Genomic DNA, 23,926 nt, shown 5'->3' with positions numbered 1-23,926 from the left:
GGGTATGATGACCACAGCGCTGAATGTAATCGCCGCCTTGTTGACCATCGGCTTTGGCCTGTTCGGCTTTCTGGCCCCGGCCCATACGGCCAACGCGCTGGATCTGGCGCCAACCGACAGCACCATGGGCCTCAGCGAAATGCGCGCCTCGGTCGGTGGGCTGTTTGTCGTCACCGGCGCGGTCGTCCTGTGGCTGAACAATCCGATGGCCTATGCCATGCTGGGCGTCGTCTATGCTGGTGCGGCCCTTGGGCGGTTCGTTTCGGTCATTCTGGACAACCCACCGATGGTCAAGGCGCTAACGTTCGGAGGAATCGAACTGGCCCTGGCACTGTGGCTGATCCTGGCAAACATCAACAGAGCCGCTTAACCTATTGATTTAGCGTGTCGCAAAATGGGCATTCCCCGTTTGCATCCGCGCACGCGCTCACCTATATAGGGTATGTCCTTCGGGACTATGGACATAAACGCGCTCGTAATAAGCGGATCGGACCCGGGGGCGGTACCCGGCGGCTCCACCAATCATCCTTCGTTTGGGGATCTTGGGGCCGAAATAGGATCGACGAACGTCTAAAGGGGTTAGCTTTGTCTCGGCTGTCTGCCACCGTTACCGGCGAAAACAGTACAATTGCAAACGACAATCGTGCTCCGGTTGCAGTTGCTGCGTAAGCAGTAGCAAGACCGAAACTTAAGCCCTTGCGCCTAGCCGCGTAAGGCGGGGTTCGCAGGTACCTGGCAACAGAAACCTGCATTTCCCACCAAATGTCTGCTGTTTTCGCTGAACTTGTTCACGTTCAGGGTTTCTTCACCCTTTCGTCTCATGCTGACCCCGACAGGAAAAGGAGAGCTGGGATGTCAAACGCAGATATACTCAGAAACTGGTATGCCGAGGTTTGGGAAAACGGGAACACGGATGCGATCGATCAGTTCTTTGCCCCGGATACCATGGCCGAAGGTTTGATTCCTGAAATGCAGGTGGGCGCGGATGATTTTCGCGACCTCGTGATGGCCTTTCGCCATATCCTGGGCGACATCAAGGTTGATCTGCCGAAGATCGTCGAAGATGGCGATTGGGTGTCGGCGATCCTGCACCTCAAGACCACCCGCGCCGACAATGGTGCCCCGCTAGAGGCCACCGGCAGCGTTCTGGCGCGCATGAAAGACGGACGTATGGTCGAGGCGTATAACCAGTTCGACTTCATCGCCTTGTTCGAACAATTGGGTCAGTTCCCGCAGGACACATTGCCAGTGTGTATGACCGGCCAAAGACTGGACTGGGCCTGAAGGACCTTCAGAAATCTTGACCCCCATGGCGCTTAACCGTAATCAAAGACCATGGGGTAAGATTGCGAACGCCCCGTGAGGCGCCAGCCCAAGTTTCGCATGTATCCGTTGATCACAGGAGACATGCCATGCCTGCGCCGAATTCCATAACTCCAAAACAATTGCTACGCCTGATCGGAACACCGGACGCCCCGGTCTTGATCGACATATGCGTTGATGAAGACTTTGAGGCCGATCCTTTTCTGATCCCCGGCTCCCGACGTCATCCAGCGACGGATTTGGGAGGGTTGGAACGAATCGTCGGCACGCAAAAAGCCGTCATCATTTGTCAAAAAGGCAAAAAACTCAGTCAGGCGGTCGTGTCCTGGTTACGCGGCAAGGGCTGCGCTGCAGAGTTTCTGGAAGGCGGCATGCTTGGCTGGCGAGACGTGGTTGATGCCCCGCGCATACCAGCATCTGCCATGCCGAAGCCACGCGATGGTGTGTCGCTTTGGATCACACGGCATAGGCCCAAGATAGACCGGATCGCCTGCCCCTGGCTGATCCGTCGCTTTGTCGACCCGCAGGCGCAGTTCCTGTTCGTCGCTTCTGCCGAGGTCATGACCGCCGCAGATGTCTTTGGCGCAACTCCGTTCGATATCGACGGCACGTTCTGGTCCCACCGGGGCGAACGATGCACCTTTGACACCATGTTGGATGAGTTTCAGCTCCATAGCTCGGCTCTGGATCGCCTTGCCACGATCATCCGGGCCGCTGATACCAACCGCCACGATCTGGCACCCGAGGCTGCCGGACTGCTGGCCATCTCGGTCGGCTTGTCGCGGCAGTACCGGGACGATCATCAGAACCTTGACGCGGGCCTGCACCTGTATGACGCGCTTTACCGCTGGGCTCGCGACGGATTTGACGAAACGCACGACTGCCCGCGGGGGTCCAGGGCATGAGCCCGACGGTCCAAGACCTGATCCGCGTCTTCGGCCGCATCGGCCTGCTGTCTTTTGGCGGTCCGGCGGCCCAAATCTCGCTGATGCATCAGGAGCTGGTAGAAAAACGTCCCTGGCTGGACGAACAAACCTATCTGAGGGCCCTGTCGCTGTGCATGCTGCTGCCCGGCCCCGAGGCCATGCAACTGGCCACCTATGCAGGCTGGAAACTGCGCGGAGTGACCGGAGGACTGATTGCAGGCGCCCTGTTTGTTCTGCCCGGAGCGGTCGTGATCGCGACGCTGGTCGGGCTATATGCCGCGTTTGGCGACCTGCCGGCGGTTCAGGCCGGGTTTCTGGGCATCAAGGCCACGGTGATCATCATTGTACTGCAGGCACTCAGAAACCTGTCGCGTAAGGCGCTGACAAACACTCAACACCGTGCCATTGCCGGGCTGGGATTTCTGGCCATCTTTGCGCTGAACCTGCCCTTTCCGCTGATCATTCTACTGGCAGCTGTTTGGGGATATTTCGGCTTTGACGGCGATGTGCCGGACGAACAGAAACGGGCGCGTCCCAATACATTGGGGACGATGCGCACCGCCCTCATCTGGTTGTTGCTTTGGCTGGGACCTTTGCTGGCGCTCACTTTCTCGGGCCAGAAACTGCTCAGCGATCTGGGGTGGTTTTTTGCGCGTCTCGCTGTTGTCACCTTCGGCGGGGCCTATGCCGTTCTGGCCTATATGACGCAAACCGTTGTCGATCAGTATAACTGGATCAGCACCGATCAGATGATTGATGCGCTTGGCCTGGCCGAGACGACACCCGGCCCGCTGATCCTGGTGACGCAGTTTGTCGCGATGCTGACAGGTCAGATCAACGGCGGCGTGCCCCTGGCACTGGCCGCAGGCGCTGTCGCGTTGTGGGCCACGTTTGTGCCGTGCTTTCTTTGGATTTTTCTGGCCGCCCCCTACCTAGACCAACTGGCCGCCCGCCCACGGCTGGCTGCTGCCCTTCACGGAATCACCGCCGCAGTGGTCGGTGTGATTCTCAACCTGTCCTTGTGGTTCAGCCTGAACGTTCTGTTTGGAAACATAACCCAATTGTCATGGGGGCTGATCACGCTGCCCTTGCCAGAGATTGGCAGCTTGTCACCGGCAGCGCTTGGTTTGACTCTTTTGGCTGGACTCTTGATTTTTAAGCTCAAATTTGGAATGGCCAGCACAGTTGTGATTATGGCAGCGATTGGAACCGGCCTCCACTTTCTTTGAACAATCCCGACTCAGCCGGTCTTTCGTTTCCGATGAAATCCCCTATGCTGAGGGGGACCACTTTTGAGGATGACACATGTCGCAAGACATCGACTATGGAAACCTGATGCACACCGCGATGCGCGGGCTCATCAAGACCGTTCTGACCGGTGTTTCCGAAACCGGCCTGCCCGGTGCACATCATTTCTTTATCACCTTCGACACCCGTCAAGACGGGGTTGAGCTGGCAGATTGGCTGCGCGACCGGTATCCCGAGGAAATGACCATCGTCATGCAGCACTGGTTCGAAAACCTGCAGGTCGGTGATGACGGTTTTGCCATCACGCTGAACTTTGGCGACGCGCCCGAGCCGCTGTACATCCCCTATTCCGCGATCAAGACATTTGTTGATCCGTCGGTCGAGTTCGGGCTGCGGTTCGAAAGCCCCGAAGACGACGAAGATCTGGACAGCATCACCGAAGAGTCGATCGAAGTTGAAGAAGACCCCGAGCAGCGCGATGCCGAGGTCGTCTCGCTGGACAGTTTCCGAAAGTAATAGGTGCTTGCGGCTACTGCCGCTTCAGGAAAGTCTCGATTGATCGTGACTTCACACCGTTGCGGAACCGTGAAAACGACAGGTTCAGACCGCCCTCAGCGAGGGTGCGGTCGAACTGCTGCAACTCATAATCCCCGTTCTCGTCGATAAACAACGAAAACACGGTCAGAGTATCCCCTTCGATCCGGCCCCAGACAAAGGGTTCGCCTTGCATCGGGTCAAGGGGCACCTCATGTCCGAACACGTTGCGCTTCATAGCAGCGGAATAGACATCGGCGCGCTCGGACTGATTGAAATCAATCGAGAATTTCTGGTTCTTGACCCGACCATCGGCCCGGTAGGTCGTGGTTGTCCAACTGACGTTAAAGCCGTTTCGCGTTTCATGGATCGAAACGCTCATGTCGCGGGCCATCTCGCTCCCGTCCGCATCAACCACATTGGCTGAGCCAGTATAGTCACCGACAAAAGGTTCAATGCTTGTTGCATGGGCCTGTGACGTCATCAGGGCCACAGTGATCATCCAGCCCAGGGACAACACAATAGATTTCAGGGTTAATCTTCGAACCGATATGCCCACCGAAACCTCCATGATGGTGATCAACTTACTGTAGCTGACCCACTGGCGCGCACAACGTGTTTCACAACAAAAAAACGCGTGAGCTTCCGGCTATACCTCTGGCCCCCTTGAGTTTATGGTGCGCGCAACTGGCCGATTGCGCGACAACTCTGTTACGGGTAAACGGCATGCGACTGTATACATGACGGAGTGACAGATGTCTCAGACCCGCACCGAATCCGACAGCTTTGGCCCGCTTGAGGTCCCTTCTGACAAGTATTGGGGCGCTCAGACGCAGCGTTCGATCATGAACTTCCCGATTGGTTGGGAAAAACAGCCCGTGGCCATCGTACGCGCGCTGGGCGTGATCAAAAAGGCCTGCGCGATGGAAAACAAGGCCACCGGAAAGCTGGACGCGAAAATTGCGAATGCGGTCATTCAGGCCGCGGGTGAGGTGATCGAGGGTAAGTTCGACGACAACTTCCCTCTGGTCGTCTGGCAGACCGGATCGGGCACCCAGTCGAACATGAACTCGAACGAGGTGATCGCCAACCGCGCGATTGAGATTCTGGGTGGCGTGATCGGCTCGAAAGAGCCGGTACACCCGAACGATCACTGCAACATGGGGCAGTCGTCCAACGACACCTTCCCCACCGCCATGCATATCGCCACCGCCATGAGCGTGCGCGACGTTCTGATGCCGGGGCTTGAGAAATTCGCATCAGCACTTGAGGCCAAGGCCAAGGAATTCGCCGGTATCATCAAGATCGGCCGCACCCATACGCAGGACGCAACGCCACTGACGTTGGAACAGGAATTCGGCGGCTACGCCCACCAGATCCGTCAGGGAATCGCGCGGGTTCAGGCAGCGATGCCGGGCATTTACGAACTGGCCCAAGGTGGCACAGCAGTCGGCACCGGTCTGAACACAAGCCCCGGTTGGGACACGGCGGTTGCAAAGAACATGGCCGACATCACCGGCCTGCCCTTCGTCACCGCACCCAACAAGTTTGAGGCGCTGGCCGCGCATGACGCGATGGTCTTCCTGTCCGGCGCGTTGGCGACGATTGCCGGGTCTTGTTATAAAATCGCCAATGACATCCGCTTTCTGGGCTCTGGCCCCCGCTCGGGTCTGGGTGAGCTGATCCTGCCGGAAAACGAGCCCGGCTCGTCCATCATGCCCGGCAAGGTGAACCCAACGCAGGCCGAAGCGCTGACTCAGGTCGCCGCCCACGTGATGGGCAATGACGCCGCGATGAAATTTGCAGGCTCGCAAGGGCATTTCCAGCTGAACGTCTACAACCCGATGATGTCCTACAACCTGCTGCAGTCTATCCAACTGCTGGGCGATGCCATCGACAGCTTTACCGAACGCATGCTGCTGGGCATCAAGGCCAATGAGCCGCGCATCGACAAGCTGATGAAGGAATCGCTGATGCTGGTCACCGCACTGGCGCCGACCATTGGCTATGACAACGCCACAACGGTTGCGAAAACAGCGCATAAGAACGGCACCACCCTCAAGGAAGAGGCCATCGCGCTGGGCTTTGTGGATGAGGACACCTTTAACGCTGTCGTCCGCCCCGAACACATGATCGGTCCAAAAGACTGATGGGTAAGCCGGTCAACCTGAACCGGTATCGAAAACAAAAAGCGCGGGCCGAAAAGAAGGCCCGCGCGGATCAGAACGCTGTGAAATTCGGACGCTCCAAGGTGGAAAAAATCGAGGATCGGTTCGAACAGGAAAAACAGAGCCGCGATCTGGACAACAAAGAGCTGGATGAATGAGCGGCCGTCCGATCAAACGATCCCTCACGTTGAAAGGGCATCGGACGTCGGTGTCTTTGGAAGATGAGTTCTGGCAAGCTTTTCGGGACATCGCTAAGGAAAAAGACCTTCCGATCAATGCCCTGGCCGCTGAAATTGACGTCTCCCGTGACCCTGAGATTGGTTTGGCCTCAGCCATCCGCGTTTTTATCCTGAACTGGTATCGCAGCTAACGCTTGCACCCGCCGCTTGGATGACCTTATCCTGCGCGGGAACAAAAGGGGTACATTAATGAGCCAAACCGTTCCCGGCCCTGACGGGCAGCCGCGCTGTGCATGGTGTCAATCAGCACCCGAATTCTTTGACTATCATGACCGCGAATGGGGCTATCCAGTCGCGGACGATCAACGCTTGTTCGAAAAGCTGTGTCTTGAGAGTTTTCAGTCCGGCTTAAGCTGGCGCACCATTCTGGCCAAGCGCGAGAATTTTCGAAAGGCGTTTAAACAGTTTGATTTCAACGCAGTCGCGAAATTTGATCAAGCGGATGTTGAACGCCTTTTGCAGGATGCGGGCATCATCCGCCATTGTGGTAAGATCGAGGCCGTGATCAACAATGCCCGCCGCGCGCAGGACCTGGTGACCACTGAGGGCTCGATCGCCGGGTATGTCTGGCGGTACGAGGCTGAAACGCCGCCCGCGCCTCAAACGGCGTCAACCTCGCCAGAGTCCATCGCCATGTCGAAGGACCTGAAAAAACGCGGCTGGAAATTTGTTGGACCCACCACGGTCTTTGCGTTCATGCAGGCCATGGGTTTGGTCAACGACCATGCGATCGGGTGTTCCAAACGTGAAAAAGCGGCGCAGATGCGCCGCGAATTCACCAAACCGGCTTAGCGCCCTTTAGACCGAGGCGCGGAAGATTTTGTCAATGTTTCCACCCAACGCCGCGTTGAATTCCACATCCGACTGCTGTTTCGATAGCCCCTCAGTCAGCGCGCGCGAGAAGGAGGCGATCATCTTGCCATTCTGGCCCAGCAGATCACAGGCCTGCTCGGTGGAATAGCCGCCCGACAGCGCCACAACACGCACAACGCGCGGGTGATCGGCCAGCGCATCATACAGGTTCGCAGTGCTGGGAATGGTCAGTTTCAGCATCACGTCCTGACCGTCGGCCAGTTGATCCAGGTTTTTCAGGATTTCAGCCTTCAGGATGTCTTCGGCCTCGGCCTTGGTGGACGAGTTGATGTTCACCTCAGGCTCGACAATCGGGACCATGCCTGCCGCGATCACTTCGCGGGCCACGTCGAATTGCTGCGCCACAACGGCGGCGATGCCTTCGGCGTTGGCCTCATGGATGACCGAGCGTTCTTTGGTGCCAAACACGCCGTCGGCCTTGGCCAGAGTGTCCGCCAGACCGGGGATCGGCTTCATCATCTGAACGCCATTGGCCTCATCTTCCAGACCTTTGTCGATCTTCAGGAACGGCACGATGCCCTTTTGCGACCACAGATAGTCGGCCACTTTCTGACCGTCGATCTCTTCGCCCAGAGTGCGTTCGAACAGGATCGCGCCGATCACTTTATCCTTGGTGAAATCCTCCGCCAGAATAATCCGCGCACGCATTTTCTGGATTTCACCGAACATCTCTTCGTCCGAGCTGTAGTCCGATGCCTCAACCCCATAAAGCGCCAGCGCCTTGGGCGTCGAGCCGCCGCTTTGATCCAGGGCCGCGATGAAACCCGCACCGGTGGACATTTGCTCGCGCTGTTCTGCTTTGGACATAAGACTTTCCCGTTCAATGATGATTCCGCGTTTGGCAACCGCATACAGCAAGGAAACGGGCGATGGTAGCTTGTTAGCGCTCAACCACGCGCAACCAAATGCCGTCTTTGGATCGCACCGTCAGATGCGCCACGGGAACGGGCGGGCGCCCCTGGACCAGTTCAAACCGGTATCGGCGCAATAGCATCGACAACAAAAGCGGCCCCTCGACCATCGCAAACCCGGCCCCGGTGCAAACGCGGGGACCGGCGGAAAACGGGATATAGGCGTTGCGCTGGCAGGTCTTGCCGTTTTCCGTCGCCCATCGGGTCGGATCAAACGCGTCCGGGTCATCCCACAGGCGTTCCTGCCGGTGCAGGTGCCAGGGGCTGATAACGATCTGTGACCCCTTGGGCACATCGCGGTCGCGGAAATGTTCGGGGCACGTCGCCTCGCGCACCATCATGGGCACCGGCGGGTACAGGCGCAGCGCCTCGCGGAATACATCCCGGCTAAGCTTCAGTTTCGAAACGGCCCCAAAGCCTGGGTCGTCCAAAGCCTGCGATTCCGCGCTGAGTTTTTCCTGCCAATCGGGATAAAGCGCCATCAGGTACAGCGTCCAGGCCAGAGCCGACGCGCTGGTCTCATGCCCGGCAAGAAAGAAAATCGCGACCTGATCGACCATTTCCTGCGTGTCGAAACACTGACCGGTTTCGGGATCGGGCGTGGTCATGATCTTGGTTGCCAGATCATCGGGTGCCCGCCCCGCAGCAATCATGTCAGCGCGTTCGGCTGTGAGCCGCCCGATCAACGCGCGGATGTCGCGGGCGTTCTTGCGCGTGTTGCGCGCGTGCAGACGGGGAAACCAGCGCGGAACCGGGATGAAAGCGGCCAGATTCAGCAGCGGTTGTTGCCGTTGATAGGCGCGGAATTTTTCGAAAACCTGCGCGGCGACCTCATGATCGATGGGGACTGAAAACAGGGTTCGGAAAATCACGTCCGCCGCCGCGTGGCTGGTGACCTCTTCCACCTCGATGACCTGACCCGCCTGCCCTTGCAGCCGTTCAACGCACGCCTCGGCCGCCGCACGCATCGCGGGGAAGGTATCTCTCAGCCGACCGCCCTCAAACGCTGGATCAATGATGCGGCGCTGGCGTTTCCATGTCTCGCCATTGGTCAGAAAGACCGACTCGCCCAGCAAGGGTCGCAGCCCCTCGCTGATACGCCCAGATTTGGGAAAGTCATCGGGTCGTTGTTTCAGAACCGTGTCCACAAGCTCGGGCTGGTTGATCATGTACGATCGGAAGAACGGCGTTCGAAATTCAGCCATCCACGCGCGGTAGAGGCGCTGCGGCTGCGCCGACAGCAGATCCTTGCGAAACAGTTTGAGATACCGCCAGAGCGAGACCTTATCCGGGCGCGGTGTCGGCTTGGGCGGCGTCATGGTGTCACCGAGCGGTATTTCGACACCGGATCTTCGATGCGCGATTTCGACGGCTTGCGGTTGCGGAACCTGTCGCCCAGTGTCAGCGGACCCGCAGTAATGCGGAAATAGTCATAGTCCGACGGGCGGTCGAACGCGCAAAGGTACTGAAAATGCAGGCGGAAAAAGCGCCAGCGCAGCTGTTGCCATCGTGCCTGTGACAAGGTCTGCGTAAAGGCCGCCGACAGGATCAAAGGCCAGCGTTTCTGATCCGTCGCCACCCCGGTCACGCCCACAGGGTCGCACAGGGCAAACGCGCAACCATCCCCCGGTGCAGACACATCGACCCAGCTGATCCGGTCCTGCGTCGACAGGTAATGCAGATCACGGCGCAACTCGTGTGCGTCGGGCAGGAAAGAGACCATGGGCACCACCTGCCCCAGTGTCAAAAAGGACAAGGCCGGGCCAGGTCGCTCTGGTTGAGACCGCAGCAAATCCGCCAGAACAGACACCCCAAGATGCGCGCCCGAGGAGTGGCCGACGACCAGAACCTCATCAACGTCACTGTCCAGCGCTTCCCGGATGCGGTCGGTGAACTGGCGCAACCGCGCGCGCAGCTCGGTGGGCGTCTCCCCTCGCGAAGCGGCAGAATAGGCGTAGTCGTGCATCAGGTAATAGGCAAAAAGCCGATGGTCGATTTTGCGAAACCAATGCAGAACCGCGTAGGCCAAACCACCCGCCGGGATCAGAGCAACCCAGCCGAGAAACGCCCAAAGCACCGCCGACACCGCCCACGCCAGACCAAAGGCAATCAGCAACTGCCCCATCAGCATCGCAACAGGATAGAGTGCGGCAATCACGGGGCCTTTGCGCAAGCGCATCAGGCGGCGCAACGTCCCCGTCCCGATATAGATCCAAGCGGTGCGCAAAAGTTGCAGGTAGGTCGCCGGGATCGACGTCATCATGCTGTCCTGAACAATGTCGGACCACACCAGAACCTCGACATCAGCATCCACATCCTGCCCATCCTGATGGGATCGGACATGCCACCCATAAGGGCCATCCCCGGTTTTGGCCGAAAGCGAAACCTCATAGCCCGAGATCGCCGCCTGCGCCTGTGCTTCTTTGCGGTACAGCTCTCGGTATCTTCGCGGGGGAATAGGATCGTAGCCGGGGATATAGAACACCCGACGCCTGCGCACCTGCGGCTGATTTGTATGACTGCTCATGCCCTTACCTTCTGCTGCGCAGGTTAGCGCAGCCTTACCGACAAGGTAAGTCAGATCAGCACATCACCCGAAATTGGCGAGCGCCGGGAAGGTTTCCAGCAACCACCAGCTAAACTCGGTAAACAGGCCGGTGATCAGCATGATGCCCACAAACAACAGCAATCCACCCATGATCTTTTCGATCAACGCCATGTGGGGCTTGATCTTGTTCATCACCGACATAGAGCGGTTCAGGAACATCGCGGCCAACAGGAACGGAATTCCAAGACCCGCCGCGTAGACACCCAGCAGCAGGGTGCCACGGGCCACCGACGCCTCGGACGCTGCCAGCGACAGGATGGCGCCCAACTGCGGGCCAATGCAGGGCGTCCAGCCAAAGGCAAAGGCCAGACCAAGGATATAGGCACCGAAAACCGATCCGCCGGAATCACCCGTCTCGATCCGCGCTTCGCGGTCGAGGAAAGGAATGCGGAATACGTTCAGAAAATGCAGACCAAACACAATCACCACCGCACCTGACAGTTTGGCGAACAGCACCTGATTCTGCAGCACAAACGCCCCAAAGGCCGAGGCCGTGAACCCCAACAGCAGGAACACCGTGGACAGTCCCAGAACAAAAAACAGCGCGGTCAGCGTGGCCTTGCGACGGGCTGCAGATTCGTCCTGCATCTCATTGATCGACACACCGCTCATGTAGGCAAGATACGGGGGAACGATGGGCAACACGCAGGGCGACAGGAAACTGATCAACCCACCCAGCATTGCGATGAACATGGCAGGCAGCAGGCCCGCGTCTATGATGTCTATTCCGAACATGTATCAGCACATATGGTATCCTACCTGCCGCGTCACGGGGCCAATCGGTCACATCCTCGTGGTTGCGCGCTGGACACCGTGACCAAGTCGAAATATCTCAGGTTCATGTCAAATGTCACTGAAACACTCGACGCGCTGGGCCTGCTGTGTCCACTGCCGGTTCTGAAGGCCAGAAAGCGCCTGAAATCAATGCCTTCCGGGGCGGTATTGCGCGTTCTGGCGGATGACCCGGCGGCCATAATTGACGTGCCGCATTTCTGTTCGGAAAGCGGTCACCGCCTGTTGTCGCAAGAAGAAACCGACGGCCATCAGGTCTATCTGATCGAAAAATCGGGCTGAGCTGAGACCTGAATTGTTACAAGAAAAAGGCGGGTCCCAGACCCGCCTTTATGCGTTTATTGCCCCAAGGACCACCAGCCACGCCGTTTCGGCTTGGGTGGTTCGTTGGATTGCTCTGGCTCTTCCGCGACCGTCTCAAGCACGGGTTCAGGGGCCTCTTCAACCACGTCTTCCACAGCGACTTCGACGGTTTCGACAGGTTCAGCAACCGGCTCTGCCACGTCTTCTACTGCCGGTTCGGCCGTTGCTTCAGCAGGTGTTTCATCGGCGGTTTCGGCGACAGGTTCGGCCACCTTTTCAACCACTGGCTCGGCTGTTTCTTCAGCAAGCGCTTCAACGGCAGGTTCGGCCTCAGCTTCTGCCTCAACGGGCGCGGTATCTGCCTCCTGAGCGTCTTCGGCCTGAACCTCCGCCACCTCATCGACCTTTACCGCGCCGTCAGCCGCAGCAATATCCTCGGATACGACGGCGTCGTCTGACGCCTCGGTAGCCTCTGCGACCTCAGGTTCTTTCTTCTTGCGACGGGGTGCCCGGCGGCGCTTGGTTTTTTCCGCCTTCTCCTCTGTTTCGGCCTCTGCCACCTCAGGCGCAGCTTCGTCCGCCACCTCAGCCGGTGCTTCAGCCTCGCCGGTCTCATCACCTGCAGCCTCAGACGCTTCCGCACCACCGTTGCTCTTCTTGCGACGACGACGGCGGCGTTTGCGCTTGGGTTTGTTCTCTTCCTCGGCCTGCACCGTATCTTCCGACACGGTCTCTTCCTCGTCGGCGTCGACCATATCCATGAGGGACGCGTCCACCGACACGACCGGCGCACTGGCTTCGGGCACAATCCGGCTGGCCGTCTTGAACTTCTCCAGTGAGAAATCCGGGCTTACCAGATGCACATCGCCTTCAATCCGAACCGACATACCATAGCGCGCTTCGATTTGCGCAATATGCTCGCGCTTCTGGTTCATCAGGAAGTTCGCGATACTGACCGGGCAACGCACCAGAACCTCGCGCGAACGACGGCGAGTGCCTTCTTCTTCAATCTGACGCAGGATTGCCAGGGCCATGTTGTCGTCCGAACGGATCAGGCCGGTACCATGGCAGGCCGGGCAAGGCTGCGTCGTCGCCTCAAGCATACCGGGACGCAGGCGCTGACGGCTCATCTCCATCAGGCCAAAGCCCGAAATCCGGCCAACCTGAATACGCGCACGGTCGGTTTTCAGCTTTTCCTTAAGACGCTTTTCAACAGCGGCATTGTTCTTGCGCTCGTCCATATCGATGAAATCGATGACGATCAGCCCCGCCAGATCGCGCAGCCGCAGCTGGCGTGCGACCTCTTCTGCGGCCTCAAGATTCGTCTTGAGCGCGGTTTCCTCGATCGAGCCTTCCTTGGTCGCCCGGCCTGAGTTCACGTCGATTGCCACCAGCGCCTCGGTGACGCCGATCACGATATATCCGCCGGATTTCAGCTGTACCGTCGGGTTGAACATGCCCGTAAGGTAGCTTTCCACCTGATAGCGCGCGAACAGCGGTAGCGCGTCCTCATACCGTTTCACGTTCTTGGCGTGGGACGGCATGATCATCTTCATGAAGTCCTTGGCGATGCGGTAACCGCCCTCGCCCTCAACCAGAACCTCGTCGATTTCGCGGTTATAGAGATCGCGGATCGAGCGTTTGATCAGGTCGCCTTCTTCGTAGATTTTCGCGGGCGCAATGGATTTCAGCGTCAGCTCGCGGATCTGCTCCCACATTCGCTGCAGGTATTCATAGTCGCGCTTGATCTCGGATTTGGTGCGCTTGGCGCCTGCGGTCCGAATGATCAGACCCGCGCCGGTGGGCACGTCGATCTCAGCGGCGATCTCTTTCAGTTTCTTGCGATCCGGCGCATTGGTGATCTTGCGGCTGATTCCGCCGCCGCGCGCGGTGTTGGGCATCAGAACGCAATAGCGACCGGCCAGCGACAGATAGGTGGTCAGCGCTGCGCCCTTGTTGCCGCGCTCTTCCTTGACGACCTGCACCAGCAGAACCTGGCGGACCTTGATGACTTCCTGAATTTTGTACCGGCGCGGGCGCGGTTTGCGCGGCGGGCGAATATCGTCGCTGTCATCCTCGTCAGCAACCGACTCGATGCTGTCATCCTTGGCCGCAGCATCCGCACGGGCCGGAGCGTCTTCTTCCTCGTCCGACTCAGCTTTGTCCTCGGCTTCAGGCGCTGCCGCCTCTTCCACCGCGTCAGTCACTTCGACCGTGGCTTCGGTCTCAGCAACAGCTTCGGCGTCCTCGCCAGCTTGCGCAGCCTCTTCAGGCGCTTCGCCGCCATTCGCGTCTGCCGCGATTTCAACTGCTTCCGACGGCTGTTCGACATCTTCAGCCGGCGCATCGGACTCTGCCGCCGCCTCAACTTCATCCACCGGCTCTTCAACCGGCGTCTCGGCCACCGTCTCCATCGGAGAGCTTCCTTCCGGGACCTCCAGATCAGCGGCTTCTTCACCATCGGCCAGATCGATGGTTTCCATGCCTGTCGGCTCGGTCGAAACCTCAAGCGTTTCGACCGGATCGTCCGATTTTACATCCGCCGCCTTGGTGCGCGACCGCGACCGGCGTTTTTTGGGCTTGGCTTCTTCCGCCTCATCGCGCGCCTTCATCGCCTCAGCATAGGCGCGCTCTTCTTCCATAAGCGCTTCGCGATCAGCGACCGGGATCTGGTAATAATCCGGATGAATCTCGGAAAACGCCAGGAACCCATGCCGGTTTCCGCCGTAATCCACAAACGCCGCCTGCAGCGACGGCTCAACCCGCGTTACTTTTGCAAGATATATGTTGCCAGCAAGCTGGCGTTTGTTTTCGGATTCAAAGTCAAACTCCTCAACCTTGTTTCCGTCGACCACCACAACGCGGGTTTCCTCCGCGTGGGTGGCATCGATAAGCATTTTCTTAGCCATGTGTCCTTGGTGCACCGCGCCAAACGCGTTGTCCTTACCCGTCCGGGGGGACAGGCGCATTTGGGGAGGTGTCTTGTACGGGCGATTTCGGACGGCGCGCGGCAGGGTCTGGCGCTGTGGCCCCCTGCCCGTATAGTCGTTCGTTGCGCGCGCGTCATCGCGGTTCTTCTCCGACAGGCGCGGCTCACCGCAACCTGCCCATTTATTCCTTTCGCCCACACGCGGCGGGCTCAGGCGTTCATCTGCCCCATTTCGGGGCACAATCGGTCTGCTCAGCCAATGCGGGATTAGGTCACCACCTGCGGCATCGCAGCGAAACTCAAAGATTCGGGGCTTAAGAGCACAAAATCGGCCCTGCCCGTCCGGTTACAATAAAAGCAGTCCTGTGGAAAAGACAATGGGCAAACTGCATTCCCTGGCCTCAAGGACGCAGGGATCACTTCATCTGGCCATAAATATCTCGAGGGAGTGAATTGGCCCTACGGGCCAAGAGAGGGGGCCGGCCCCCTCTCTGCCGGTTACAGGTAATCCGAACGCTGCAGGCTGTATTTCGCCATTTTCTCATTCAGCGTCCGCCGTGGCAGGCACAGCTCATCCATCACCGACGCAATCGAGCCCTTGTGGCGGCGCATCGTATTGTCGATCAGCATCCGCTCGAACGCTTCGACGTACTCCTTCAAGGGCTTGCCTTCGGTCGTCATCACGGGCTGCATCTCTTCGTGATCCGACATCAACAGCGACGCAATCGTGCCCGAGCCTCGGCGCGATTGCAGCACGGCACGCTCAGCAATATTGATCAACTGGCGTACATTGCCCGGCCACGGAGCCTGTAGCAATTGCGCTGCTTCCTGCGCGCTGACCTGAGGTGCATCACAGCCATATTCCTCGGCAAATTGCTCGCTCAGGCGGGTGAACAGCGTCAGAATATCCTCGCCACGCTGCCGCAGCGGCGGCATGGTGATCCGCAAAGCCGCCAGACGATAGAACAGGTCCGGGCGCAGCACGTCTTCGCTGGTTTTCCCCGCCTCTTGCAGGTTCGAGATTGCCACGATCCGCGTTTCAGCCGGGGTGCCCTGATCGTTCATCACGCTCAGCAGCCGCGCCTGCAACGTATCGCTCAGCGCTTCGACATCTTCCAGAACCAGCGTCCCGCCGCGCGCTTCTTCGATAGCGGGCAGTTGCGTATCCTCGGGCAACATCGGGCCAAACAGGCGTTTCGACAACGCGTCCTCTTCCAGTGCTGCGCAGGAAACCAGAACGAATTTCTTGCCTGCCCGGCTGCCCACCGCATGCAGTGCATGCGCCACCAGGGTCTTGCCAGTGCCGGTCTCGCCGTCGATCAGAACATGGCCGTCCGCCTGCCCGAGGTCCAGAATATCCTCACGCAGACGCTCCATCACAGGGCTTGCGCCGATCAGTTTGTTCATGATCTGCGTGCCACCAGACAGCTCGCGCCGCAGAGCCCGGTTGTCAAGAGTCAGACGGCGCGCATTGCTGGCGCGTTTGGCCAGTTCCGACATGCGATCCGGGTTGAAGGGCTTTTCCAGAAAGTCGAACGCACCCACGCGCATCGCCTCAACCGCCATGGGCACATCGCCGTGCCCGGTGATCATGATCACCGGCAAGGTGCTGTCCGCGCCCATCAGTTTCTTCAGCAACTGAATACCATCCATGCCCGGCATCTTGATGTCCGAGATCACAATCCCCGGATAATCCGGCCCCAGCACTTTCAGCGCGTCCTCGGCGCTTGAGAACGTCTCGGTGTCATATCCCGACAAGGCAAGCCATTGGCTGATCGACTGGCGCATGTCCTGTTCGTCATCCACAATGGCGATTTTCATGGCCTGTGCCATAGTCTTTCCTTTGTTACTCAGCGGCCTCAAGGCCGTCGCTTCCCAGTATCGGCAGCTGCATCTCGAACACCGCGCCCCCATGTTGGCCGTTGCGCGCCGTCAGCCGACCCCCGTGGTCGTTTACGATACCGGATGAGATAGCAAGCCCCAACCCGACGCCATCGCCCGGCTGCTTGGTGGTGTAGAACGGCTCGAACAGGTTCTCGATATCTTCGATTCCATGCCCGTTGTCGCGCACCGTCAGCACCGCCGTATCGCCCGCTGCCAGAATGATCTCCACGTCCGGCTCTGATATAGATTTGGTGGCGTCCAGGGCATTGCGCAAGAGGTTGACCATCACCTGTTCGATCCGCATCCGGTCGCCCATCGCGATCACCGGTTCCTCGGGCAGAATCTGGGTGATTTTCACATGCCGCTGGCGCAGTTGCGGCTCCATCATCGACAGGGATGAGGCCAGCGCGTCACCAAGATTTACAGGGGAAAACGCGTCCGCGCCCTTGCGCGCATAAGATTTGAGCTGCCGGGTGATCGCCCCCATCCGTTCAATCAGACCGTCGATGCGGCCAAAGCTGGCCAGCGCCTCTTCGGGCCGGTTTCGGCGCAGCAAAAGGCGCGCCCCCGCCAGATAGGTTTTCATTGCAGCCAGCGGTTGATTCAACTCGTGGCTGACGGCGGCCGACATCTCACCCAACGCCGCCAGTTTTGAACTTTGCGCCAGCGTCTGTTCGGCCACTTCCAGCGTCTTTTCGACCCGTTCACGTTCAGCAATTTCCCGCTGTAGCCTTGCGTTCAATGCGCGAAGCTCTGCCGACTCGCGCTGGAACAAGGCCATGCGGAACGTGGCCCGACGGCTAAGCGCATAGAAGGCCAGCGCCAACAGAATCGCAAAGCCCATAATCTCAAGCGCCAGAACGCTGTTCACCTTTTCCCGGATCGACGCATAGGTGGTGAACGAGGTCATCTGCCAACCCCGGAACGGGATGCGCGTTTCCATCCGCATCACCGCCTCGCCCTGCAAATAGGCGTCAGGTGGCAGCGCGTTCCAATCGGTCGTGGCCCGGATGGCGCGTTGGATGGCGCTTTCGGGCGGCTGGCGCAGCATCGCTTCGGCCTCATCCACACCGCGCCATTGCGGCTCGGTCGACAGGATGATTGTACCGGTGCTGTCCGTGACCATCACCGCATCGGAAATCCCGGCCCAGGTCAGCTCGAACTTATGCAGGTCGACCTCAACCAGGATCACGCCCAACATCTCTCCGTTCGCGTCGATCCGACGTGAATAGATAAAGCTATAGCCGCCGGATTCCTTTGGGATCACCGAGAAAATCGTGGCGTTCGACCGCACTGCATCAATGAAATAAGGTGAGTTTCTGTGCGCCTCGCCCAGTCGGTTTCTGTCCGTCGCCGCCCGGGTCAGACCATCGCGATCCAATAGCACAAGCGAGGCCGCGCCGATCTCTTCCACGAACGAAATCAGGCGCTGACTGGACAGGGAATAATCGCTCGACTGCAAGGCCGAGATTAGCGTCGGGTCACGGGACAAGAGCTGTGGAACAATCGCGTTCCGGCGCAGCTCGCTCAGCAGGTTGCCCGAATAAAGGGCCAGCCGAACCTCGGCCCTGTTCCGGGTGGATTCGGTGAACCTGTCGGTCAGCAGGCTGTTCGTGATCCAGATCGTGGCAAAGGCCGCCACCAGCAAAACGAAAACGGCAATTCGCAGGCGCCAGCCAAGCGGCGCACCACGAAACGGTTTTGTCAGAATGGACCAGCCAGAGCGAACATCAGAACTCATGCAGCGAAACTACGCGGGGTTCAGATCAAGCTCAAGTCACGCCGGGGCAAGAACGCCTGACAATGCGCGGAACAATGCCGTCCCGTCGGTGCCACCATGCCCTTCGTCCGCCGCGCGTTCCGGGTGCGGCATCATCCCTAGAACCCTGCGGTTTTCCGACAGGATGCCGGCAATGTCCCCAACCGAGCCATTCGGATTCTCGGTATAGGTGAATGCCACCCGGTCCTGATCACGAAGCGCGGACAATGTTGCCTCATTCGCGAAATAGTTTCCATCATGGTGTGCAATCGGAATACCGATCACATCGCCCGCGTTGTAGCCCTGGGTAAAGGCGCTGTCGCTGGTTTCGACCTTTAGACCGACAGTCTTGCAGATGTATTTCAGCCCCGCATTCCGCAGCAGCGCACCGGGCAGAATGCCCGTTTCAGTCAGGATCTGGAACCCGTTGCAGACCCCAACGGCATAGCCGCCACGCTCGGTATGTTCGACCACCGCTTTGCAGATCGGAGATTGCGCGGCAATGGCCCCGCATCGCAGGTAATCGCCATAGGAAAATCCGCCGGGTACACCGACAATATCCACACCCTGGGGCAAGGCGGCGTCCTTGTGCCAGACCATGTCGACCTGAAACCCGGCCTGTTCAAAGGCCACTGCAAGGTCCCGGTCACAGTTGGACCCGGGGAAAACGATGACGGCTGCGCGCATATGCGGACCCTCCTACAGGACAAAATCGGTGACCACCGCCACGCCCGGAGGCGTCGGGTGATCAAAGGCGGCAAGCTCATCGCTTACCTGACTAAGAGTTATGTTTCGCGTCACCAGCGGGCTGAGGTCGACAGAGCCCCCAGACAGCAATGACAACAGCGACGGATAGCGCCAACTGGGCATGCCACGCGTACCGAAGACAGACAGTTGGCCGGAATAAAGCGCATCCATTGGCAGCGACATGACCGCATGATCGCCCGCAGGCATACCGATCTGCACCATTCGACCCAGCTTGCGCAGGGATTTCATGGCGGCCACGGTCGTTGTCTCGATCCCTAGCGCTTCAATCGCGACATGAGCCCCGCCACCGGTGAGGTCTTTGACCGCTTGCGGCGCGTCGCAAGTCGCTGCGTTGACAACCGCGTCCGCGCCCAGACCTTTGGCATAGTCCAGCTTATCGTCGGCAATATCCACGACGACAACGCGGGCCCCCAGCGCCTTGCCCAGCAGCAACGTGGAAATCCCGACGCCACCGCCGCCAAAAACCGCCAGCCACTCGCCACCCTGTATCTGCGCGCGCCCGACCAGAGCCTGCCAGGCGGTCGTGACGCGGCATCCCAGCGCCGCCGCGATGTCCGGGGCGAGCGTATCGGGCAAAGCGGTCAGGTTGGCATCGGCATGGGCAACGGCGATGTATTCGGCAAACGCCCCGTCACAGGTGAAACCGGGCACCACCTGATCGGCGCAGATAGTCTGATGCCCCTGCGCGCAATCCGGGCAGTGGCCACAGGCCAGAATAAAGGGCGCAATCACCCGGTCCCCCACCTTCCACCGATTGACCCGCGCGCCCACAGCGACAACCTCGCCGCAATATTCGTGTCCGGGGGTCATCGGCAGAACCACGTCCGGGTCCGAGCCTGACCACGCATGCCAATCCGACCGGCAAACGCCACAAGCCAGCACGCGGACGACAACGCCGTCCTCGGCCGGTTCAGGGTCGGGAATGGTCGTCAGCTCAAGCGGCTGACGATAGGTGATCAGACGCGCTGCCCGCATCCGTTCAGACCAGTTCGATCTCGTAACGTTCGATGACGGTGTTGGCCAACAGCTTTTCGCACATCTCGGTGATGTCGGCCTCGGTCGCGCCTTCGGCCAGCTCAAGGTCGATCACCTTGCCCTGACGCACGCCTTCGACCTGATCAAAGCCCATGGCGCCCAAGGCGTGCCGCACAGCCTCACCCTGAGGGTCAAGGACCCCGTTCTTCAGCATTACATGCACCCGTGCTTTCATTCCTGCAACTCCAGCTGAGGGCCGCGGTTCCCGGCCCGTTCCGTTGCGCGGGGGATAGCGTGGGAAACCGCGTTCGACAACCCTTGTCCGCACACAGTTTGACGCAGGTTCGCCGATCAACACGATTGTCGCGTGCCAAAGTGCTTCTGCAATGAACGCGCGGACCTGCCGGAACGAAAAAAGCGCCGTTGGATATACGGCGCTTTTCGATGCTTTCTTAAACCGAGCAAACGGTCAGTTGATCAGCGTAGGCTTTGCCACATTGCTTTGCGGCAGAACGCCCAGACGGCGCGCGACCTCGGAATAAGCGTCGGTCAGGCTGCCCAGATCGCGACGGAACACGTCTTTGTCCAGCTTCTGACCGGTCTCAATGTCCCACAGGCGGCAGCTGTCGGGGCTGATCTCATCGGCGATGATCAGGCGTTGGAAGTCGCCGTCATAGACGCGACCGATTTCGATTTTGAAATCCACCAAACGGATACCCACGGCCAGCATCACGCCGCTCATGAAATCGTTCACGCGCAGTGCGAGGCTCAGGATGTCTTCCATGTCCTGCTGGCTGGCCCAGCCAAAGGCGGCGATATGTTCCTCGGTGACCAGCGGATCGCCCAGGGCGTCGTCTTTATAGCAGTATTCGACGATCGGGCGCGGCAATTGCGTGCCTTCGGCGATGCCCAGACGTTTGGACATCGACCCGGCAGCATAATTGCGCACGATGACTTCCAGCGGCACGATTTCGCAGCTGCGCACCAGTTGTTCACGCATGTTCAGACGGCGGATAAAGTGGGTCGGCACGCCGATCTGGGCCAGACCGTTCATGAAGAACTCACTCAGGCGGTTGTTCAGAACACCCTTGCCGTCGATCACATCCTTTTTCTCGGCGTTGAACGCGGTGGCATCATCCTTGAAATACTGCACGATGGTGCCCGGTTCGGTGCCTTCATACAGGATCTTGGCCTTACCTTCGTAGATTTTCTTGCGACGCGCCATAAGCGACCTTTCCACTCTGATCAGAGGGAATGAGTCCCCTCACGTTGGCGTTCTCATAGTGCAAGCCCCCCGGTCCCGCAAGTTTACTTGACCCGAGGGGGTTTGACGCAGGGCAAATCCCTTGCGCACGGGCGCTGCAATAGTCATATCTTCAAACAAGAAGATGTAATCCAAGAGGTCCCCAACCAATGACCACGTTTGACGAACGCGAAAACGCCTTTGAAGCCAAGTTTGCGCATGATGAGGAAATGCAGTTCAAAGCTCAGGCCCGCTGCAACAAACTGCTGGGCCTTTGGGCGGCAGAAAAGCTGGGAAAATCCGGCTCTGAGGCCGATGACTATGCCAAAACCGTTGTGATCGCCGACATGGAAGAGGTCGGGCACGAGGATGTCGTGCGCAAGGTCGCAGGTGATCTGGGCGCGTTGTCCTCTGACGACGAAATCCGCGCCAAGATGGCCGAGCTGCTGCCCGAGGCCAAAGCGCAGGTTCTCAGCGAGACGGAATAAGGCTTTCACGCCTGCCTCATGATCTTCATGAGTTTTATGAATTTGATTTGACGCCCCTGTCATGAGACATGGGGCGTCTCTGATTTTATCGGGCCAATTGCGCCTTTTTCCGGAATACCCCAATGACAAATGCACTGAGCCAGCTTCTTGAAACCACCGATGCCATTCTGGCCGATGGTGCAACGGGCACTAACCTGTTCAATATGGGTCTGCAATCGGGTGATGCGCCTGAATTGTGGAATGTCGACGAAGCCGACAAGATCCGTGCGCTGTACCAGGGTTCGGTGGATGCAGGCAGCGATCTGTTTCTGACCAACACCTTCGGCGGCACTTCGGCGCGCCTAAAACTGCACGACGCCCAGAGCCGCGTGGCCGAGCTGAACCGGATCGGCGCAGAGTTGGGCCGTGAAGTGGCCGACAAGGCCGGGCGCACCGTTATCGTTGCAGGCTCGGTCGGCCCTACCGGTGAGATCATGGAGCCTGTAGGCAGCCTGTCGCATGCTGAGGCGGTTGAGATGTTCCATGAACAGGCAGATGCGCTGAAAGCCGGTGGCGCGGATGTGCTGTGGCTGGAAACCATCAGCGCGCCCGAAGAATTCCGCGCCGCGGCTGAGGCTTTTGCCCTGGCCGATATGCCCTGGTGTGGCACCATGAGCTTTGACACCGCCGGACGCACCATGATGGGTGTGACATCTGCCGATCTGGCGCAGCTGGTCGAAACCCTGCCGAACCCGCCGGTGGCCTTTGGTGCAAATTGCGGAACCGGCGCGTCCGACATCCTGCGCACTGTGCTGGGCTTTGCCGCGCAAGGGACCGAACGTCCCGTGATCTCCAAAGGCAATGCGGGTATTCCGAAATATGTTGACGGCCACATCCACTATGACGGCACGCCCGAGCTGATGGGCGATTATGCCGCCATGGCCCGTGATGCCGGGGCCACTATCATCGGCGGTTGCTGTGGCACCATGCCAGCCCACCTGCGCAAAATGCGCGAGGCACTGGATACGCGCCCGCGCGGGTCACGCCCGACGCTGGATCAGATCACCAACGCGCTGGGGCCGTTTTCGTCTACCTCAGACGGTACCGAAGAAGACGCCATGCCCGAGCGCCGGACACGCCGCCGCCGCCGCGCCTGATCCTTAGCGCCCCTCGAATTTCGGGGGGCGTTTTTCCATGAAGGCCACCACACCTTCGGCAAAATCGCGGGTCCGGCCGCAATCGCCTTGCAGATGCGCCTCGACCGTCAGTTGTTGCGTCAGTGTCTTTTCGTAAGTGCCGCGGATGGCCTTTTTGATCGCACCGAACCCGGCAGTGGGGCCATTGGCCAGATAAGCGGCACGCTTGCGCCAATGCGCCTCGAACGCGTCATCCGGCACGGCTTCCCAAATCAAACCCCATTCATCCGCCTGACGTGCGCTGATCTTGTCGGCGAACAGAGCCGCCCCCATCGCCTTGGCAAACCCCATCTGGCGCGGCATGAACCACGTTCCACCCGCATCGGGCAGCAGACCGATCCGCGCAAAGGCTTGCAGGAAATAAGCGCTTTCGGTCGCGATCACCACATCCGCACATAGCGCAAGGTTCGCCCCTGCCCCGGCCGCCGCGCCGTTGACCGCCGCAATAGTGGGAACCGGGCAGTCGTGGATTGTCTCAAGCATCGGCTCGTATTCATCGCGCAAGGTCCGCTCAAGATCGATCTTACCGGTGCTTGAAGCATCGCCCAGGTCCTGACCCGAACAGAACGCAGCGCCCGCCCCGGTCAGAACAATCGCCCGAGCGTGGCGTGCGGCATGCTTCATCGCGTGCGTGACCTCGGCCCGCATCTGCGCCGTCATGGCGTTCATCTTGTCAGGGCGGTTCAGGGTTACAACCGCCAAATTGTCAGTGACGTCCAACAGGATCGTTTCGTAGTCCATCTACCCCTCCCCAAAACAGTCCAGAGTTTTGGGAACCCT

At 59.3% G+C, this 23,926-nt stretch carries 25 protein-coding genes and 1 other RNA gene; 13 read left to right on the top strand and 13 right to left on the bottom strand.

Going from position 1 to position 23,926, the window contains the following annotated elements; translation table 11 throughout:
* Nucleotides 1-7 precede the first annotated feature (7 nt).
* From ACR0J5_RS05410 to ACR0J5_RS05385, 6 genes are all read left to right on the top strand, one after another.
* Nucleotides 8-370, top strand: a complete 363-nt coding sequence (locus ACR0J5_RS05410; RefSeq protein ID WP_480651139.1) for a DUF4345 family protein — start codon at nucleotides 8-10, stop codon at nucleotides 368-370.
* 35 nt (nucleotides 371-405) lie between these two features.
* Nucleotides 406-753: a transfer-messenger RNA gene (gene ssrA, locus ACR0J5_RS05405) on the top strand.
* Between the two features lie 99 nt (nucleotides 754-852).
* Nucleotides 853-1,284: an ester cyclase gene (locus ACR0J5_RS05400; protein ID WP_480651137.1), complete on the top strand. Its 432-nt coding sequence runs from the start codon at nucleotides 853-855 to the stop codon at nucleotides 1,282-1,284.
* Nucleotides 1,285-1,412: 128 nt separating this feature from the next.
* A complete protein-coding gene (locus ACR0J5_RS05395) occupies nucleotides 1,413-2,228 on the top strand; it encodes a chromate resistance protein ChrB domain-containing protein (protein WP_480651136.1) in 816 nt (271 codons plus the stop codon).
* Nucleotides 2,225-3,478: a chromate efflux transporter gene (gene chrA, locus ACR0J5_RS05390; protein WP_480651134.1), complete on the top strand. Its 1,254-nt coding sequence runs from the start codon at nucleotides 2,225-2,227 to the stop codon at nucleotides 3,476-3,478. The genes ACR0J5_RS05395 and chrA overlap by 4 nt, the downstream gene beginning before the upstream one ends.
* A gap of 76 nt (nucleotides 3,479-3,554) precedes the next feature.
* Nucleotides 3,555-4,013, top strand: a complete 459-nt coding sequence (locus ACR0J5_RS05385) for an SspB family protein (protein WP_480651132.1) — start codon at nucleotides 3,555-3,557, stop codon at nucleotides 4,011-4,013.
* Nucleotides 4,014-4,026: 13 nt separating this feature from the next.
* On the opposite strand, the gene ACR0J5_RS05380 is transcribed toward ACR0J5_RS05385, so the two are convergent.
* Entirely contained in the window at nucleotides 4,027-4,533 is a 507-nt protein-coding gene (locus tag ACR0J5_RS05380) for a hypothetical protein (protein ID WP_480651130.1), read from the bottom strand.
* A gap of 253 nt (nucleotides 4,534-4,786) precedes the next feature.
* Between ACR0J5_RS05380 and fumC the strand changes: the two genes are divergently transcribed.
* The 4 genes from fumC to ACR0J5_RS05360 are packed head-to-tail and all read left to right on the top strand — an operon-like array spanning nucleotide 4,787 to nucleotide 7,230.
* A complete protein-coding gene (gene fumC / locus ACR0J5_RS05375; RefSeq protein ID WP_480651128.1) occupies nucleotides 4,787-6,181 on the top strand; it encodes a class II fumarate hydratase in 1,395 nt (464 codons plus the stop codon).
* The gene (locus ACR0J5_RS05370) at nucleotides 6,181-6,357 is read left to right on the top strand and encodes a DUF4169 family protein (RefSeq protein ID WP_480651127.1); all 177 of its coding nucleotides are present in this window, start codon (nucleotides 6,181-6,183) and stop codon (nucleotides 6,355-6,357) included. The genes fumC and ACR0J5_RS05370 overlap by 1 nt, the downstream gene beginning before the upstream one ends.
* Nucleotides 6,354-6,569 (top strand): ribbon-helix-helix domain-containing protein, encoded by a 216-nt coding sequence (locus ACR0J5_RS05365; protein ID WP_480651125.1) that lies wholly within the window; start codon nucleotides 6,354-6,356, stop codon nucleotides 6,567-6,569. The genes ACR0J5_RS05370 and ACR0J5_RS05365 overlap by 4 nt, the downstream gene beginning before the upstream one ends.
* Before the next feature lie 58 nt (nucleotides 6,570-6,627).
* Nucleotides 6,628-7,230: a DNA-3-methyladenine glycosylase I gene (locus tag ACR0J5_RS05360; protein WP_480651123.1), complete on the top strand. Its 603-nt coding sequence runs from the start codon at nucleotides 6,628-6,630 to the stop codon at nucleotides 7,228-7,230.
* Between the two features lie 6 nt (nucleotides 7,231-7,236).
* Here ACR0J5_RS05360 and ACR0J5_RS05355 read toward each other — a convergent pair whose 3' ends face one another.
* The 4 genes from ACR0J5_RS05355 to ACR0J5_RS05340 all read right to left on the bottom strand — a co-directional run bounded on the left by ACR0J5_RS05355 (nucleotide 7,237) and on the right by ACR0J5_RS05340 (nucleotide 11,565).
* Nucleotides 7,237-8,118, bottom strand: a complete 882-nt coding sequence (locus ACR0J5_RS05355; protein WP_480651121.1) for a fructose bisphosphate aldolase — start codon at nucleotides 8,116-8,118, stop codon at nucleotides 7,237-7,239.
* Nucleotides 8,119-8,191: 73 nt separating this feature from the next.
* Nucleotides 8,192-9,541, bottom strand: coding sequence for a cytochrome P450 (locus ACR0J5_RS05350; RefSeq protein ID WP_480651119.1), 1,350 nt, complete (start codon nucleotides 9,539-9,541; stop codon nucleotides 8,192-8,194).
* Nucleotides 9,538-10,749: a hypothetical protein gene (locus tag ACR0J5_RS05345; RefSeq protein WP_480651117.1), complete on the bottom strand. Its 1,212-nt coding sequence runs from the start codon at nucleotides 10,747-10,749 to the stop codon at nucleotides 9,538-9,540. Before ACR0J5_RS05345 ends, ACR0J5_RS05350 begins: the two co-directional genes overlap by 4 nt.
* Before the next feature lie 63 nt (nucleotides 10,750-10,812).
* Complete coding sequence (locus ACR0J5_RS05340; protein WP_480651116.1) at nucleotides 10,813-11,565, bottom strand: cytochrome c biogenesis CcdA family protein; 753 nt, start codon at nucleotides 11,563-11,565, stop codon at nucleotides 10,813-10,815.
* A 105-nt stretch (nucleotides 11,566-11,670) separates the two neighbouring features.
* Between ACR0J5_RS05340 and ACR0J5_RS05335 the strand changes: the two genes are divergently transcribed.
* Nucleotides 11,671-11,904 carry a sulfurtransferase TusA family protein gene (locus tag ACR0J5_RS05335; RefSeq protein WP_480651114.1) on the top strand — a complete coding sequence of 78 codons (234 nt, stop codon included), beginning with the start codon at nucleotides 11,671-11,673 and terminating at the stop codon, nucleotides 11,902-11,904.
* A gap of 56 nt (nucleotides 11,905-11,960) precedes the next feature.
* Here the strand turns inward: ACR0J5_RS05335 and ACR0J5_RS05330 are convergent, their stop codons facing one another.
* From ACR0J5_RS05330 to purC, 7 genes are all read right to left on the bottom strand, one after another.
* Nucleotides 11,961-14,834, bottom strand: a complete 2,874-nt coding sequence (locus tag ACR0J5_RS05330) for an Rne/Rng family ribonuclease (RefSeq protein WP_480651112.1) — start codon at nucleotides 14,832-14,834, stop codon at nucleotides 11,961-11,963.
* A 518-nt stretch (nucleotides 14,835-15,352) separates the two neighbouring features.
* The gene (locus tag ACR0J5_RS05325) at nucleotides 15,353-16,687 is read right to left on the bottom strand and encodes a sigma-54-dependent transcriptional regulator (RefSeq protein WP_480651110.1); all 1,335 of its coding nucleotides are present in this window, start codon (nucleotides 16,685-16,687) and stop codon (nucleotides 15,353-15,355) included.
* A 13-nt stretch (nucleotides 16,688-16,700) separates the two neighbouring features.
* Complete coding sequence (locus tag ACR0J5_RS05320) at nucleotides 16,701-18,479, bottom strand: sensor histidine kinase (protein ID WP_480651108.1); 1,779 nt, start codon at nucleotides 18,477-18,479, stop codon at nucleotides 16,701-16,703.
* A 36-nt stretch (nucleotides 18,480-18,515) separates the two neighbouring features.
* Complete coding sequence (purQ, locus tag ACR0J5_RS05315) at nucleotides 18,516-19,184, bottom strand: phosphoribosylformylglycinamidine synthase subunit PurQ (RefSeq protein WP_480651106.1); 669 nt, start codon at nucleotides 19,182-19,184, stop codon at nucleotides 18,516-18,518.
* A 12-nt stretch (nucleotides 19,185-19,196) separates the two neighbouring features.
* Nucleotides 19,197-20,240 carry a zinc-dependent alcohol dehydrogenase family protein gene (locus tag ACR0J5_RS05310; protein ID WP_480651104.1) on the bottom strand — a complete coding sequence of 348 codons (1,044 nt, stop codon included), beginning with the start codon at nucleotides 20,238-20,240 and terminating at the stop codon, nucleotides 19,197-19,199.
* 4 nt (nucleotides 20,241-20,244) lie between these two features.
* A complete protein-coding gene (gene purS, locus ACR0J5_RS05305; protein WP_109311572.1) occupies nucleotides 20,245-20,475 on the bottom strand; it encodes a phosphoribosylformylglycinamidine synthase subunit PurS in 231 nt (76 codons plus the stop codon).
* Between the two features lie 234 nt (nucleotides 20,476-20,709).
* Nucleotides 20,710-21,465 carry a phosphoribosylaminoimidazolesuccinocarboxamide synthase gene (purC, locus tag ACR0J5_RS05300; protein WP_480651102.1) on the bottom strand — a complete coding sequence of 252 codons (756 nt, stop codon included), beginning with the start codon at nucleotides 21,463-21,465 and terminating at the stop codon, nucleotides 20,710-20,712.
* Nucleotides 21,466-21,653: 188 nt separating this feature from the next.
* Here purC and ACR0J5_RS05295 point away from each other — a divergent pair, with 188 nt between their 5' ends.
* Nucleotides 21,654-21,971 carry a DUF1476 domain-containing protein gene (locus ACR0J5_RS05295; protein WP_480651100.1) on the top strand — a complete coding sequence of 106 codons (318 nt, stop codon included), beginning with the start codon at nucleotides 21,654-21,656 and terminating at the stop codon, nucleotides 21,969-21,971.
* Nucleotides 21,972-22,093: 122 nt separating this feature from the next.
* Nucleotides 22,094-23,107 carry a betaine--homocysteine S-methyltransferase gene (bmt, locus tag ACR0J5_RS05290; RefSeq protein WP_480651098.1) on the top strand — a complete coding sequence of 338 codons (1,014 nt, stop codon included), beginning with the start codon at nucleotides 22,094-22,096 and terminating at the stop codon, nucleotides 23,105-23,107.
* A gap of 3 nt (nucleotides 23,108-23,110) precedes the next feature.
* Here bmt and ACR0J5_RS05285 read toward each other — a convergent pair whose 3' ends face one another.
* Nucleotides 23,111-23,887 carry an enoyl-CoA hydratase-related protein gene (locus ACR0J5_RS05285; protein WP_480651096.1) on the bottom strand — a complete coding sequence of 259 codons (777 nt, stop codon included), beginning with the start codon at nucleotides 23,885-23,887 and terminating at the stop codon, nucleotides 23,111-23,113.
* Nucleotides 23,888-23,926: the final 39 nt, after the last annotated feature.

This window comes from Ruegeria sp. BE1, from assembly GCF_056538885.1.
This window is presented reverse-complemented; position numbering and strand designations above follow the sequence as displayed.